Origin of the sequence: Mesorhizobium sp. WSM4312 (assembly GCF_002294875.1) — a bacterium.
GTDB lineage: Bacteria > Pseudomonadota > Alphaproteobacteria > Rhizobiales > Rhizobiaceae > Mesorhizobium.
Genome location: NZ_NSFU01000001.1, coordinates 507,430 through 521,947 on the forward strand (window position 1 = coordinate 507,430; position 14,518 = coordinate 521,947).

14 protein-coding genes are annotated in these 14,518 nt (G+C 65.3%); 5 read left to right on the top strand and 9 right to left on the bottom strand.

The window, feature by feature from the left end; all coding sequences use genetic code 11:
• Positions 1 to 209 precede the first annotated feature (209 nt).
• Positions 210 to 1,163 (top strand): sugar kinase, encoded by a 954-nt coding sequence (locus tag CK228_RS02390; protein WP_095786904.1) that lies wholly within the window; start codon positions 210 to 212, stop codon positions 1,161 to 1,163.
• Positions 1,160 to 2,443 carry a D-tagatose-bisphosphate aldolase, class II, non-catalytic subunit gene (locus tag CK228_RS02395; RefSeq protein ID WP_095786739.1) on the top strand — a complete coding sequence of 428 codons (1,284 nt, stop codon included), beginning with the start codon at positions 1,160 to 1,162 and terminating at the stop codon, positions 2,441 to 2,443. The genes CK228_RS02390 and CK228_RS02395 overlap by 4 nt, the downstream gene beginning before the upstream one ends.
• Before the next feature lie 104 nt (positions 2,444 to 2,547).
• Here CK228_RS02395 and CK228_RS02400 read toward each other — a convergent pair whose 3' ends face one another.
• The 7 genes from CK228_RS02400 to CK228_RS02430 are packed head-to-tail and all read right to left on the bottom strand — an operon-like array spanning position 2,548 to position 8,862.
• On the bottom strand, positions 2,548 to 3,339 hold the full coding sequence (locus tag CK228_RS02400; protein WP_095786740.1) for an SIS domain-containing protein: 792 nt from the start codon (positions 3,337 to 3,339) through the stop codon (positions 2,548 to 2,550).
• A 36-nt stretch (positions 3,340 to 3,375) separates the two neighbouring features.
• Complete coding sequence (locus CK228_RS02405; protein ID WP_032920989.1) at positions 3,376 to 4,146, bottom strand: GntR family transcriptional regulator; 771 nt, start codon at positions 4,144 to 4,146, stop codon at positions 3,376 to 3,378.
• The gene (locus tag CK228_RS02410) at positions 4,143 to 5,018 is read right to left on the bottom strand and encodes an ROK family protein (RefSeq protein ID WP_095786741.1); all 876 of its coding nucleotides are present in this window, start codon (positions 5,016 to 5,018) and stop codon (positions 4,143 to 4,145) included. The genes CK228_RS02405 and CK228_RS02410 overlap by 4 nt, the downstream gene beginning before the upstream one ends.
• The gene (locus CK228_RS02415) at positions 5,015 to 5,755 is read right to left on the bottom strand and encodes a PIG-L family deacetylase (protein WP_095786742.1); all 741 of its coding nucleotides are present in this window, start codon (positions 5,753 to 5,755) and stop codon (positions 5,015 to 5,017) included. Before CK228_RS02415 ends, CK228_RS02410 begins: the two co-directional genes overlap by 4 nt.
• Positions 5,752 to 6,609 carry a carbohydrate ABC transporter permease gene (locus CK228_RS02420; RefSeq protein WP_095786743.1) on the bottom strand — a complete coding sequence of 286 codons (858 nt, stop codon included), beginning with the start codon at positions 6,607 to 6,609 and terminating at the stop codon, positions 5,752 to 5,754. The genes CK228_RS02415 and CK228_RS02420 overlap by 4 nt, the downstream gene beginning before the upstream one ends.
• Entirely contained in the window at positions 6,606 to 7,538 is a 933-nt protein-coding gene (locus CK228_RS02425; RefSeq protein ID WP_095786744.1) for a sugar ABC transporter permease, read from the bottom strand. Before CK228_RS02425 ends, CK228_RS02420 begins: the two co-directional genes overlap by 4 nt.
• Before the next feature lie 52 nt (positions 7,539 to 7,590).
• Positions 7,591 to 8,862, bottom strand: a complete 1,272-nt coding sequence (locus tag CK228_RS02430; RefSeq protein ID WP_095771220.1) for an extracellular solute-binding protein — start codon at positions 8,860 to 8,862, stop codon at positions 7,591 to 7,593.
• Between the two features lie 317 nt (positions 8,863 to 9,179).
• On the opposite strand from CK228_RS02430, the gene CK228_RS02435 reads away from it, so the two are divergent.
• From CK228_RS02435 to CK228_RS02445, 3 genes are read left to right on the top strand one after another with little or no spacing between them, the layout of a single operon-like run.
• Entirely contained in the window at positions 9,180 to 10,472 is a 1,293-nt protein-coding gene (locus tag CK228_RS02435; RefSeq protein WP_095786745.1) for an extracellular solute-binding protein, read from the top strand.
• Positions 10,472 to 11,362 carry a sugar ABC transporter permease gene (locus tag CK228_RS02440; RefSeq protein ID WP_095786746.1) on the top strand — a complete coding sequence of 297 codons (891 nt, stop codon included), beginning with the start codon at positions 10,472 to 10,474 and terminating at the stop codon, positions 11,360 to 11,362. The genes CK228_RS02435 and CK228_RS02440 overlap by 1 nt, the downstream gene beginning before the upstream one ends.
• Positions 11,359 to 12,222, top strand: coding sequence for a carbohydrate ABC transporter permease (locus CK228_RS02445; RefSeq protein ID WP_095786747.1), 864 nt, complete (start codon positions 11,359 to 11,361; stop codon positions 12,220 to 12,222). Before CK228_RS02440 ends, CK228_RS02445 begins: the two co-directional genes overlap by 4 nt.
• 59 nt (positions 12,223 to 12,281) lie before the next feature.
• Here the strand turns inward: CK228_RS02445 and pobA are convergent, their stop codons facing one another.
• Both pobA and CK228_RS02455 read right to left on the bottom strand, forming a co-directional pair.
• A complete protein-coding gene (gene pobA / locus CK228_RS02450) occupies positions 12,282 to 13,454 on the bottom strand; it encodes a 4-hydroxybenzoate 3-monooxygenase (protein WP_095786748.1) in 1,173 nt (390 codons plus the stop codon).
• On the bottom strand, positions 13,454 to 14,506 hold the full coding sequence (locus CK228_RS02455) for a 3-carboxy-cis,cis-muconate cycloisomerase (protein ID WP_095786749.1): 1,053 nt from the start codon (positions 14,504 to 14,506) through the stop codon (positions 13,454 to 13,456). Before CK228_RS02455 ends, pobA begins: the two co-directional genes overlap by 1 nt.
• Between the last annotated feature and the right edge of the window lie 12 nt (positions 14,507 to 14,518).

Genomic DNA, 14,518 nt, shown 5'->3' on the forward strand with positions numbered 1-14,518 from the left:
AATCAGTCCTGCGGCCGTTGCCGTGTGGCAGCATTGCTTGACCGAATTTGTTCAGTCAAATTTTTGCGTTTCCAGTACAGCGCAAAAGAGTTGCGCGCGTCAAATTCTTTATTGACGCTCCTAAAGCTGCAACTTAGGTTTTGAACCCGCACGGACGTGACGAAAGGCGCTCGGCAACCGGCCGCCAACCATCCGGCAATGGTGAGGACATGAAGAAACTGGTTTGCGCCGGCGAGATCCTGGTCGAGATCATGGCCGAGCGGATCGGTCAGAGTTTCCTTGCTCCCGGCCCGCTCGTCGGCCCGTTTCCTTCTGGCGCGCCGGCGATCTTCATCGACCAGGCGGCTCGGCTCGGCCAGCCGGCTGGCCTGATCGCGGCCGTTGGCGACGACGATTTCGGTCATTTGAACATCGAGCGCCTGCGCGCCGACGGGGCCGACATCTCGGCCATCAAGGTCCATCGGGGTGCCGCCACGGGCACCGCCTTCGTCACCTATGAAACCGACGGCAGCCGGCACTTCGTCTACAACATCAAGCACAGTGCCGCCGGCCTGATCGAGATCGGCGCCGAGGCGCGCGCGCTGCTGGCCGGCGCCGACCATTTTCACGTCATGGGCACCTCGCTGTTCTCGCCAGAAGTGATCGAGGTGGCGCGTATCGGCATCGAGACGGTCAAGGCGCGCGGCGGCACGGTGTCCTTCGACCCCAACATCCGCAAGGAGATGCTTGATTTGCCGGGCATGCGCGACGCCTTGCATTTCGTGCTGTCGAAGACCGATGTCTTCCTGCCGAGCGGGCCGGAACTGTTCATCTTCGCCAGGGCGACCGACGAGGAGAGCGCGGTGCGCGAAATGCTGGACCGCGGTATCTCCGCCGTGGTCATCAAGAAAGGCGCGCAAGGCGCCGTTCACTACGACAACACCGGACGCACCGCGTCACCCGGCTTCGTCGTCGACGAAATCGACCCGACCGGCGCCGGCGACTGCTTTGCCGCGGCCTTCGTTTCCTTCTGGCTGCGCGGAGAGGCGCCCGAAAAGGCACTGCGCGTCGCCAATGGCTGCGGCGCGCTGGCGGTGACCAAGAAGGGACCGATGGAGGGCATCGCCTCGCTTGCCGCCGTCGAGGCCTTCCTCGCGACCGCTAAGACCGGAACACCGGCATGAGCCAGGCGACGGACAGGCTGGCTGCCATCGCGGCGCGCCGTGCGGCCGGCGAACGCTGCGGCATCGCCTCGGTCTGCTCGGCCCATCCGCTGGTCATCGAAGCGGCGCTGCGCCACGGCAAGGCGCGCGGCGCCGACGTGCTGATCGAGGCCACCTGCAACCAGGTGAACCACGAAGGCGGCTACACCGGCATGACACCGGCGGATTTCCGCCGCTTCGTGGAGGCGATCGCCGGCAGGATCGGCTTTTCCCTCGACAGGCTGGTGCTCGGCGGCGATCATCTCGGCCCCAATCCGTGGAAGCATCTGCCGGCGCCCGAGGCCATGGCCAAGGCTTCGCGCATGGTCGACGCCTATGCCGAGGCTGGTTTCACCAAGATCCATCTCGACGCCAGCATGGGCTGCGCCGGCGAAGGTGTCGCACCGCCCGATGTGACGATCGCCGTGCGCGCCGCCGAACTGGCCGAGGTGGCGGAGGCCGCGGCCGAAGGAGCGGGCGGCCCCAAGCCCGTCTATGTCATCGGCACGGAGGTGCCGGTGCCAGGCGGCGCGCTGGAGGCGATGGACCATCTGGCGGTGACGACGCCCGAGGCGGCACGAGAGACGGTGCGTATCCACCGCGATGCCTTCAGCCAGCGAGGCCTCGACCAGGCCTTCTCGCGGGCGCTCGGCGTCGTCGTGCAGCCGGGTGTCGAATTCGGCAATGCCGAGGTGATCGGCTATAAACCGGAACGCGCCCGTGCATTGGCCGGCACGTTGCGGGGTCTGCCGCAATTCGTCTTCGAGGCGCATTCGACCGACTACCAGCCGGTCTCGGCACTGACCGCGCTGGTCGACGACGGCTTCGCCATCCTCAAGGTCGGGCCGTGGCTGACCTTCGCGCTGCGCGAAGCCTTTTATGGCCTGAGCCATATCGCCGACATTCTGGCTCCCGACCCGGCGCGCGAAGGACTGCCGGCAGCGATGGAACGCGTCATGCTGGCGGCGCCGGGCAATTGGAAGAACTACTATCACGGCTCGGAGGCCGAACAGCGCATCGAACGCCATTTCTCCTACAGCGACCGCATCCGCTACTATTGGCCCGCCCCGGCAGCCCGGCAGGCCACCGACGCGCTGATGCAGGCGCTCGGCGACCGCGACATCCCCCCGCCCCTCATCAGCCAGCATCTCGGCCGCCTGAACGGCGTGGTGGCGAACGGGTCGGTCGCGCCAAAAGCCGAGGCGTTGCTGATCGCCAGCGTGACAGAGGTTCTCGACATCTACGGCAGCGCAACCGGCTGATCCGACGGTTACGGCTTCGTTGGCACGACCAGCGCCCAGTCATGCTACAGGGTTCCAGATCGCGGTGCGCGTCGGGGAGGCACCGCCTCCCCGATCTCGGGATATCACTCGCCGCGCATTGTCGCCTGGAAGGTCGGCAGGTGCTTCTTCTGCGCTTCCAGCATGCGTTCGCGGTAGACGCCGTAGATGACGTCGGTGTCGTGCAGCGTCACGCCTGATATCGTCGGCGAGGCGAAGACCGGCAGTTCGATGCCGCGCTTGGCGAGTTGCTCGGCGGTGCGCGCGATGAGTTCGTGCGCCAGGATCATGGCGAGCACCGTCGACGAGCCCGACACAGGGCGGCTCCAGCCTTCGACCGGCACGATGGCGTCCTCGATCGGCGAACACGTGTCGATGACGAGGTCCGCCGCATCGGCCAGCCGCTTGCCGGAGGAGTGCGTCGCCGGCTTGTCGAGATTGTTCTTGCTGGTCACCGCGACGACGAAGATGCCGCGTTTCTTGGCATAGAGCGCGGTGTCGATGCCGGAGGAATTGCGGCCGCTGTGGCCGAAGATGATGATCGAATCGCCCTTGTTGAGTGGTTGGTGGTCGAGGAATTTCTCGGCGTATTTCTCCGTCCGCTCCAGCCACAGCAGCTCGCGCACACCGCCGGCGCCGAGCACGTTGTGCCACATGACACGCGGGTCGGTCAGCGGGTTGAAGCCGACATAGCTGCCGTAGCGCGGGAACACTTCCTGAACCGGCAGCACCGAATGGCCCGAACCGTAGAGATGGACCAGCCCGCCGCCTTCAAGCGAGTCGGCAAAGCGGCTGGCGGCCTGGCCGAAGGCCTCTTCATTGGCTTTTGCCGCCTGGTCGATAAGGACGGTGAGACGGTGGATGTAGAGATCGGACACTTGGGTACTCCTGTTGATATCTAGGCTTGGAAAGGATCAGCTTCTGGGGGTTGACGGGACACGGCCGGCGCGCAGCGTCGAGCGGATTTCATAGCGGTCGCCCCGCATGATCGAGACGGTGAATTCGAACGGGCCGCGCTCGTCGGTGGTGATGCGCTCGACGACGAAGGCGGGGCTGCCGGCCGGAAGATCGAGCAGTTCGGCATCCGCCGCGCCAACTGCGCCAACGCGGTAATTCTCCCGCGCGGCCACCGGCACGATGCCGTAATGGCGCTCCAGCGCCTCGTAGAGCGAGCCCTGAAGCAGGCCGGCGTCGAGGAAGCCCGGCACGCGCACGGCCGACAGCTGCGCCGTCTGGATGCCGATCGGCTCATTATTGCCGAGCCGCAGGCGCCGGATGCGCACCACCGGATCGCCCTCCTCGATCTCAAGCGCGCCAGCGGCGGCGGCATTGGCCGTGGTCAGGCTGCAATCGAGAAGGCGCGAGCCGGCGACCACGCCCATATTGCCCATCTCCTGGGTGAAGCTGGTCAGTTCTCGCGTGCCGGCGACCAGCGTGGTCGAGCGCACGAAGGTGCCGCGGCCATGTTCGCGCCGCAGCAGCCCAGCCTCCTCGAGATTGCGCAAGGCATGGCGCAAGGTAATGCGGCTGACGCCGAACAGCGCGCACAGCCTGTCCTCGGCCGGGATCTGGTCGCCCGTTGCCCATTCGCCGCTCTTGACGATGGCGCGGATCGCTTCCTCGACCTGATACCAGAGCGGCTCCGGCCTTCTGCGGTCCGGCTGCTGAAAGCTCGCTTCGCTCATCGCACCTGCCTCCACCCTTCCCCCACACGGCCGGCCAGCGCCGCGCCGACCAGTCCCGCCCCCGGGCCGAACTGGCCGGGCTGGATCTCGATGCCGCGCAGATGCGAGGGCAACTGACGGCGCAGCGCCGCCAGCAGCGGCGGCCGTATCACGTCCAGCGCCTCGGCCAACCCGCCTGAGATCAGCACCGCCTGCGGATCGAGCAGCGCCACCGCGCCGGCAAGCGCTGTGCCGAGCTGGCGTGCCGGCACTTCAAGCAAGGTCTGCGCGGCGAGTTCGCCTGCGCGGGCAGCGGCGATCAGCTGGCGGCTGTCGGCGAGCCCGATCTGGCCGGCAAGCGCATCGAGCGCCCGGCCGGAAGCGACACGCTCCAGCCAGCCGCTGCGTTCCGCGCCATCGTCCTTGATGTCGGCGCAGGCCCAGCCGAACGAGCAGGCGCCGCCATGCGCGCCGGCAACGATGCGGCCATTGGCCAGCACTGCCGAACCGATGCCGGTGCCGATGGCCAGCAGGATCGCGTCCGACATGCCGTTCGCGCTGCCTTCGACGGCTTCCGCCAGCAACGCGATCTGCGCGTCATTGCCAAGCGCGATGCGCAGGTCTGGAAAGAGGGTCTGGAGATCGACGCCGTCGAGGAACCGCAGGTTCGGAATCCAGCGGCAGGCCGAGCCCTCGACCAGCCCCGGCACGGCGATGCCAAGCGCCTCGACCGGGCCGGCTTCCGCGCGCAGCGCGTTAATGCGAGCGACAAAAGCATCGAGGCTTGCCGGTGCCGGCTCACGGCTCAGCACCTTCAGTGCGGCGATGTCGCCGGTCGAGATCGCGGCCCGCAGATTGGTGCCGCCGAGATCGATGGCCAGAACCCGCGTCATCGGCTCGACCCTTTGCCGAACGGTGGCGAGAACAGGCCGCTGCCGGCATTCCAGGAATGCGACGCCGCCGCGAAAGCCTGGGCATAGCGCGTGCCGCGCAGGCAGCCGCGCAGCCGGTAGAGCGCGCTGTAGTAGTCGACATAGGGGAAGCTGCTCAGGCCGCGCGCCAGTTCGTATTCCTTGACCGCCTCGTTCCAGGCCTCGAAGCCGTCGCTGACATCGACGAGATGCTCGGGGCGGAAACCGTCATCGTCCTCCCAGTTCTCGCCGAACAGGAGCAATTGCGGCGTGTGCGCCGCATGATCGCTGGCAATGGTCGGCAGGGCCGCGAAGAAGATGCCGGTCTGCGTCAGATGCGCGGCGGCGCGATGGTCCTTGTGCCAGCTGCCGTGCCAATGGGTGATGACGATTTCGGGCCTCAGCTCGCGAATGACGTCGCACACTCCTAGCGCCGTCTCGTCGTTGGAAGGCAGGAAGGCATCGCGCAGGCCAAGGCTACGCGAGGTGACGCCAAGACGCGCGGCCGCCCTGCCCGCTTCTTCTTCCTTCTGCACGCAATAATGCTCGGGGATAAGGCAGGGGTGCCCCTGTTCGCCCATGCTCAAGTGCAGGAAGGTTACCGCGGCCCCGCGCTTGACGGCGGCCGCCGCCAGCGGCCCGGCGATCACCTCGGCATCGAAGGCATGCGCGCCGATCACCAGGATGGAGTGTGCGGCGTAGATCCTGTCCTCGATCATTTCATCCCTCCCCCGGCGCCGACGCCTTCGCGAATCTGGCGGGCGAGCAGACAATACATGATCAGGATGGGCGCCATGGAGATCGCCAGCGAGGCGAACACCAGGCCCCAATCGGTGCGAAACTGGCCGACGAACACGTTGATCGCCAGCGGCACGGTCTTGTGGCGATCGTCGAAGATGAAGATCAGCGGGAAGAAGAAATCGTTCCACACGGCGATTGCCGTGAAGATGGCGACGATCGACACCGCCGGCTTCACCATCGGCAGGATGATCTGGAACAGGATGCGGACCTCGCCGGCGCCATCCATGCGCGCCGCCTCGTCGAGTTCGGAGGGTAAGACGCGCATGAAATTGGCGAAGATGAAGACGGCGAAGGGAATGCGGATCGCCGAATAGACCAGGATCAATCCGGTCAGCGAATCCAGGAGGCCGAGATTGCGCATGAGCGTGAACAGCTCGACCGAGGCCAGCCGGATCGGCAGCATGATGCCGGACAGGAACAGGCCGAGCATGACGGCGTTCCAGCCGAGCCGGTAGCGGCTCAGCGGATAGGCGGCCATGGCCGAGACGACGATGGTGAGCACGACCGCGCCGCCGGTGACGATCAGGCTGTTGATGAAATTATGGCCCAGATCGGCGCGCGTCCAGGCGTTGACGAAATTGTCGAGAGCCCAGCTCCGCGGCAGGCCAAGCCGGTTGCCGTAGATCTCGGCCGTGGTCTTGAAGCAGGAGACGACGAGAATGTAGAGCGGCAACAGCACGGCCGCCGTCCACACGGCCAGCACCGTCCAGCCCGGCAGCCGCTCCAGCTGCCGCGAGAGCGCCGGCCTGCCTGAAATCGCCAGCGCGTTCATAGCTGCACCGTGCGGCGGTCGAAGAAGCGCAGCATCATCAGCGTGCCGAGGCTGAGGATGAGGAACAGCATGGTGCCCAGCGCCAAAGCGAGCCCGATATCGGTGATGCCGACAGCCCCCTCCGCGCCGAAGGCGAGCCGGTAGAAATAGGTTACCAGCGTGTCGGTCGAATAGCTCGGATTGCCCTGCACGCCCTGCATGACATAGACGATGTCGAACTGGTTGAAGGTGTTGATGAAGGACAGCGTCGTCAGCGTGCCGAGCGCCGGCATCAACAGCGGCAGCGCGATCGAGAACAGCATGCGCGCATTGCCGGCGCCGTCGAGCTTCGCCGCCTCGAAAATCTGGCCGGAAATCTGCCGCAGACCCGCCGTGTAGATCAGCACCGGCAGGCCCATCCAGTTCCAGGCGTCGACGGCGATCAGCATGCCAAGCGCCGTATGGCTGTTGCCGAGCACGGTGAGACTGCCCTGGTGCAGGTCGAGCCCGTTCAGCGCCCATTCGACGACGCCGCCCGGCGCCAAAAGCAGCCGCCAGAGCGCGCCGACGATGACCGGGCTCAGCACCGCCGGGAAGAAGAAGACCGACTGAAAGAAGGCGGTCCCTTTGTCGCGCAGGAACAGCAGCCAGGCAAACAAAAGCCCGATGCCGTTCTGGAAGGCCATGATGCCGAAGAACCAGGCGGTGTTGTGCCAGAGCGCGCCGTAGAGACGCGCGCCGCTGGGGAAAACAAACAGCCGCGAGAAATTCGACAGGCCGGCGAATTCCACCATGCGCAGCCCCTTCCAGACAAAGAAGCTGCCCCATAGCGACATCGCCAGGGGATAGAGGACGAACAGGGCATAGACCGCCAGCGCCGGCAGGATGAACAGCACGGCCATGCGCTGCTGCGTGCGCTTCAGGCTCCTTGTGCGGCGAAGGGTGGTCATGCGCTGTTTGTGTCCGGACGAGAGGCCGGCCGCGATGCGACGGGCCGGCTCCTTACTGTTTCGGCTTGAACCAGGTGGCGACGGCGGCCTGCATGTCGGCCGCCAGTTTCTCCGGCGCGATGTTGCCCTCGACCATGTCGATGATCTCCGACTGCAGCACCGAAGAGGCCGTCGGCGACTGCCAGCGAAAGCCGACCAGCGTCAGATAGGGCGTCGAGTTCTTCGACATCGCCATCATCTCGGCCAGCACCGGATCCTTCACCGTGACATCGGTGCGGGCCGGCGGCCAGCCGAGCTCGTCGGCGAACATCTGCGCGAATTCGGCCGAAGCCATGAAGCCCAGCACTTTGGTCGCGGCCTCCTTGTTTTGACTCTCCGAGACCAGACCATAGGAGCCGTCGGAGAAGGCTGAGGTGTAGAGCTTTGCCCCGGCATCGTCGGCCGGAAACGGGAAGATCGAGAATTTCAGCTTCGGGTTCTGCGCCTTGAAGCTGCCGTTCTCGAACGAGCCGCCGAGGAACATCGCCGCCTTGCCGCCAATGAACTGTTGCGTGGCGGTGGTGTAGTCGATGCCGGCGAAGCCATCAGGAAAATAAGGCTTCAGCTCGGCGAAGCGCTTCAGCGCCGCGACATAGCGCGGATCCTCGAAGGTCGCCTTGCCGGTCATCATCTCGTCGTAGAAGCCCGGGCCGTAGACGGTCGGGCCGATGACGCCGACGCCGATCTCAAGCTCCCAGGCCGAGCCGTTGGCGCCGCCGGTGGCGATCGGCGTGATGCCTGCGGCCTTAAGCTTCTCGCAGGCGGCGACGAAATCCTTGTAGGTCTTGGGGATTTCGATGCCCTGGGCGGCGAAGATATCCTGGTTATAGAAGACGCCCATCATCGGCACCGAATAGGGCACGCCATAGAGCTTGCCGTCGGTGCGGCCGCGCGCGCCGCCCAGCGCGGCGTCCGCCATGTTCTTCAATTCGGGCACGCTGTCGTCGAGCGCGTCGAGATAGCCGGCGTCGACGAAGGGCTGCAATTCACCGTAGGCCTTGAGCTGGGCGATGTCGGGCCCGCGGCCGCCGCGCAGGGCGGTGCTCAGCCGGTTCTGGTAATCGGCGTCCGGCGTGAACTGGATGTCGACCTTGATGCCGGGGTTCTTGGCCTCGAAGGCGTCGAAGATGCGGCGCATCGCGGCCTCGTCCTCGGTGCGCCAGCTCCACAGTGTCACCGTGCTGTCGGCCCTCGCCGGCAAGGTGATGAGGACGCCGGCGCAAGCGGCGGCAAGGCCGCCGATCAGGCCAAGGGCGGCGCGCCGGTGAAGTGAAAGCATGCTCATTGCCAGTCTCCCATTGTTTTCTGTCCTTGGCGTCCAGCGGCGCTGCGACGCCGCGAGAGAGTCATTGGCTCCAGCAAAGTCATTATAACGACATAGCAGCGTTCGCAAGAGGTCTGGCACATCTCCTGGATGGCTCCAGCGAGGAAAAACTGGCAACAAGATGCCATCAACATTTTGTTTTCAAACGATAAAACTATCGTAACCGACAAGGCGGAAGAATCTGAAACCGGTCAATACAAAGCTTTTTCGCCGACAGGCTCTTGCGTCACCGCCCGAACTTGTCATAACGTCATCGTGATCGATAGGGAGGATGAGGAATGTCGTTTGCCTGGACTTCGAAACTGGCGCTGGCCGCGGGCCTGGCCATCCTGCCTGCCACGGCATGGGCGCAGTCGGTCAACATCTCCTATTTGACGCACTGGTCGCCGGAGACGGTCGCGCTGCTGGAGGCTGCGGCCAAGGATTATGCCAAGGCCAATCCGGACGTCAGCGTCACCGTGCGCGCCGTTCCCTTTGGTGATCTCCTGACCACGCTGCGCTCGCAAGGCGGCGGCTCGGACGGGCCGACGATCGGCGGCATCTACGATCTGTGGCTGCCGGAACTCGCCCGCGACAAGCTGGTTGCGCCCGCGCCCGACGCGGTGGCCAGCGAGGTCAAGCGCGCGTGGCCGGCGGGCGTCACCAGCGCTGCCTCTGTCGGCGGCAAGCTCTATGGCATTCCCAACGAGATCGACGTCTATGCGCTGAACTACAACAAGGCGCTGTTCAAGCAGGCGGGTATCGCGGCACCACCCAAAACCTGGGACGAGTTCAAGGATGCGGCGAAGAAGCTGACCAACAAGGAGGCCGGCCAGCAAGGTTTCGGTATGATCAACAGCTGGGCGGCCGGCGTCGTCCATCCCTTCGCTTCGCTGCTCGTTTCCAACGGCGGCGAGCTGGTCAAGGACGGCAAGCCGGCGCTGGACAGCCCGCAGGCGGCACAGACCTTCCAGCTCTATGAGGACCTGATCAAGTCGAGCGCCAGCGTGCCGGCGATGGCGACGGCGGATGCCAACACCACGGGTCCGTTCCTCGACAATTTCGTCTCCGGCAAGACCGGCATGATCATCATGGCCAATTGGTGGGAGAGCGCGCTGAAGACCGGCATGGGCGATAAATTCGCGGACATCGCCACCGCGCCGATCCCGGTCGGCCCGAGCGGCGACAAGCCGCATTCGATCTCCTATTCCTGGATGACCGTGGTCAACGCCAATGCCGGCGCGGCCGAGCAAAAGGCGGCGTGGGAATTCCTGGCCTGGCTGAACAATCCGAAATCCGGCAAGAACGGCGCCTCGGCGATGTCCGACATCCTGATGTCGATGGGCATCCTGCCTTCGCGCCTGTCCGACATCGAGGCGCACAAGGACAAGCTCGGCTCGGAATTCCTCTCCGGCTATGTCGGCGTGCTGACCGATGCCAAGCCGTTCCCGGTGGTGCCGGGCGGGCAGGAATTCTCGGAATCCCTGCAGCAGACGCTCGAGGCGTTGCAGTATGGCCAGGTCTCGGCCAAGGATGCGCAGGCGACGGCACAGGCCGACGCCACCTCGATCCTGGAGCGCGCCGCCAAATAATGATCCAGAGGTACCGTGCCTCGGCGGGCATCATGCTTGCGCCCGCCGTGACGCTGATCGGCATCTTCATCCTGTTGCCGATGCTGCTCACCGTCTGGCTGTCCTTTCAGGACTGGTCGACGCAGACGCCGTTTTCCAGCGCCAGCTTCATCGGCCTCGACAATTTCCGCGAGATCTTTGGGGCCTCCTCGGTCGGGCGTGATTTCAAGGGCGCGCTCACCAACACCGCCATCTACACCGCGCTCTCCGTCATCCTCATCCTGCCGCTGTCGGTGGCCTTCGGCCTGATGGTCTACCAGCATGACGTCGCCGGCGGCACGGCGCTGCGGACGGTGCTGTTTTCCACCTACATGGTGCCGATGATCGCGGTGGCGCTGGTGTGGTCGAAGCTCTATTCGCCGAGCGAGGGACCGCTCAACCAGATGCTCGGCCTCATCGGCATTGGCCCACAGCCCTTTCTGTCGTCGCCGCGCTCGGCGCTGGTCTCGATCGTCTTGCTCAATGTCTGGCAGCAGGTCGGCTATTTCACCGTGCTGGCGATCGCGGGCCTCACACAGATCCCGGACAGCCTCTACGAGGCGGCCAAGCTCGACGGCGCCAATCGCTTGGAGCAGTTCCGCTTCATCACACTGCCGCTGATGCGGCGCACGCTTTTGTTCAGCGCCGTCATCGCCATCATCAACGCCGTGCAGGTGTTCGAGCCGGTAGCGCTGATCACGCAGGGTGGGCCGGTCGGCTCGACCAATGTGCTCACCTACCACATCCGCCGCGTCGGCATCGAACGCGCGCAAGGCGGACTGGGTTCGGCGATGGCGGTCATGCTGATGCTGTCGCTGATCGTCGTGGTCTGCGCGCTGTTTGCCCTCGCCAACCGGAAGGATCAGGAATGAGCGGGGGATCGTCGAGCCGGCTGTCACGCAAGCGCCCGTCCGGCCGCAAGGCGCTGCTGGCGACGCTGATGCTGCTGGTCGCCGTCGCCTCGGCTTTCCCGCTGGTGTGGATGGTGCTGTCGAGCCTCAAGACGCCGGCCGAGAGCATGCAGGTGCCGCCGGCGTGGATACCGCACACACCGAGCCTCGACGCCTATGAAAAAGTTTCCGGCGTGGTCAATGTCGGCCGCTCGATGTGGAACTCCCTGGTCATCGCCACGATCACCACCGCCGGCATCCTGAGCACCAGCATGATGGCCGGCTATGCCTTCGCCAAATACCACTTCCCCGCCAAATCGCTGCTGTTTTCGCTGCTGATCGCCACCATGTTCCTGCCGCCGATCGTGACGTTGATCCCGCTCTATCGCCTCGTCGGCTCGATCGGGCTCAATGCCAGCCTGGCCGGCATCATCGTGCCCAATCTGGCAAATGCCTTCGGCATCTTCCTGATGCGCCAGTTCATCGCTGGCGTGCCGGACGACCTCATCGACGCCGCGCGCATGGACGGCGCTTCGGAGTTGCTGATCCTGTTCAAGATCGTGGCGCCCAGCGTCGCGCCGGCGATCGCCGCACTCGCCCTTTTCGCCTTCATCTACCATTGGAACAGCTATCTCTGGCCGCTGACCGTGCTGCAGGGCAATGCCGACGCCTACCCGATCGTCATCAGCCTGAGCCGGCTCTTGAGCTACAATCGTGGCGCGGTGAATACCGGCCTGGTGATGGCCGGCGCGACACTGGCCGTGGTGCCGCCGCTCATCCTGTTCGTCCTGCTGCAGCGCTTCTTCGTCGATTCCATCGTCGGCTCGGCGATCAAGGGATAAAGCAAATCCAGGAAAAGCGTGGAGCGGCTTTCCGTCCGGATTGCGTCAAAGAAAGAGCTTCACCAAGGCAAGCCGACGTAGTTCTCGGCGAGCGCGGTCGACGCGGCCCGCGAGTGCACGAGATAGTCGAGTTCGGCTTCCTGGATGCGCTGACCGAAATCGCCTGTATCGGGGAAGCGGTGCAGCATGGTCGTCATCCACCAGGAAAAGCGCACCGCCTTCCACACCCGCGCCAGCGCCTTTTGCGAATAGGCCTCAATGCCGGCTTGCGACTTCTCCACGTAGAACTGGCGCAAACCGGCGAAGAGATAGCGTACATCGCTGGCGGCGAGGTTGAGACCCTTGGCACCAGTCGGCGGCACGATGTGGGCGGCATCGCCGACCAGGAACAGCCGGCCGAAACGCATCGGCTCGGCGACGAAGGAGCGCAGCGGCGCGATCGACTTTTCGAAGGATGGCCCGGTCGTGACGCTTGCCGCCGTCCGTTCCGGCAAGCGGCGGCGCAACTCGTCCCAGAAACGGTCGTCGGACCAGGCCTCGACATGGTCGTCCTGCGGGCACTGCACGTAGTAGCGGCTGCGATGCGTCGAACGCATCGAGCACAGCGCAAAACCCCGCTCGTGATTGGCGTAGACCAGTTCGTGATCGGCCGGCGGCACTTCGGCGAGCACGCCGAGCCAACCGAACGGATACTGCCGCTCGAAGGTTTTCAGCGCGCGCTCCGGCACCGATTTGCGGCTGACGCCGTGATAACCGTCACAGCCGGCGATGAAATCGCAATCGATGCGATGAGAGACGCTGTCCTTGTCGTAGGTGACGAACGGTGCGGCGCCATCGAAACCATGCAGCGCAACGTTGGCCGCCTCGTAGACCGTGGTCAGCCCGACCGCCTCGCGCTTGTCCATCAAATCATGCGTCACTTCGGTCTGGCCATAGACGGTGACATGCTTGCCGCCGGTGAGTGCGGCGAGATCGATGCGGTGCAGGCGCCCGTCGAAAGCCAGCGAAATGCCGGAATGCGGCAGGCCTTCGGCATGCAGCCTTGCGGCAACACCAGCCTCTTCCAGCAGTTCCACCGTGCCCTGTTCCAGCACCCCTGCCCGCACGCGGCCAAGCACATGCTCGCGGCTCGATCGTTCCAGAATGACCGTCTCGACGCCGATGCCGGCCAGAAGCTGGCCAAGCAGCAGGCCGGAGGGTCCCGAGCCGATAATGGCGACCTGCGTGCGCATCAGTGACCGAGGCTTTCGATCTGTCCGGCCAGTTCGGCGGCGAGCCGCAACGACGCGGCGCTGGCGACGACCATCTGTGGCAGCAACAGCCATTCCAGCATCCAGGCCGCGCCCGAGCGCTCCTGTTCATGCACCAGTGCCTGATGCATGCCGGAAAGCTGCATGGCGTTGAAGCGGGCCAGCGCCACCAGCGCCTCGGCCTTCACCGGGTTCTGCTTGTGCGGCATGGCCGACGAGCCGCCGCCGCCGGAGAGCGTGATGTCGATTCCGCCCTGCGCCATCAGCGCGATGTCCTGGCCGAACTTCCCAAGGCTGCCGGTCAGCAGCGACGCCAAGCCGGCGAAGTCGGCGAGCGCGTCGCGCTGGCTCTGCCATTGCGCTGCATCGGCAAGGCCGAGTTTTGCGGCAAGCGCGGCGCGCACCGCCGGCCCCTTGTCGCCGAGCTTTTCCAGCGTGCCGGCGGCGCCGCCGAATTGTACCACGAGCAGGCGAGTGGACTGTTCCGATAGCCTCTCCTGATGCCTTTGCAGCGGCGCCCGCCACGCCATGATGCGATCCGCCACTTTGACCGGGATCGCCGGCTGCATGCGGGTCATGCCGGCCAGTGCCCTGCCGCCAAAGCGCTCCTCAAGCGAGGTGAGGCGCAAAACGGTTTCGGTCAGCAGCAGACCGATATGCTCGACGATCGCTTTCAGCCGAAGCACCAGGCTCGTGTCGATGACGTCCTGGCTGGTCGCACCGAAATGCACCTTGTCACCATGCGGTTCACCGACCGCCACCCTGATCTGGCGCACCAGTTCCGGCACCATCACGCCGTCCTTGGCGACACCCGCCCTGAGCAAGGCGGTGTCCGGCCGGAACGTACCAAGTGCCGTCACAATCGCTGCCGCGGCTTCCCTGCCGATGATCCCGTTTCGGGCCTCCGCTTCCGCCAGCGCGCGCTCGAACGCCAGCGCCGCCTCGATTTCCGCCTCGACGGAAAAATGCCGCGATGCCTCCTCGTCACCGAGGAGTGCGGAGAGCAGCGGATGGTCGAAGGGCGATACGGTCATGTCTTGCTTCTC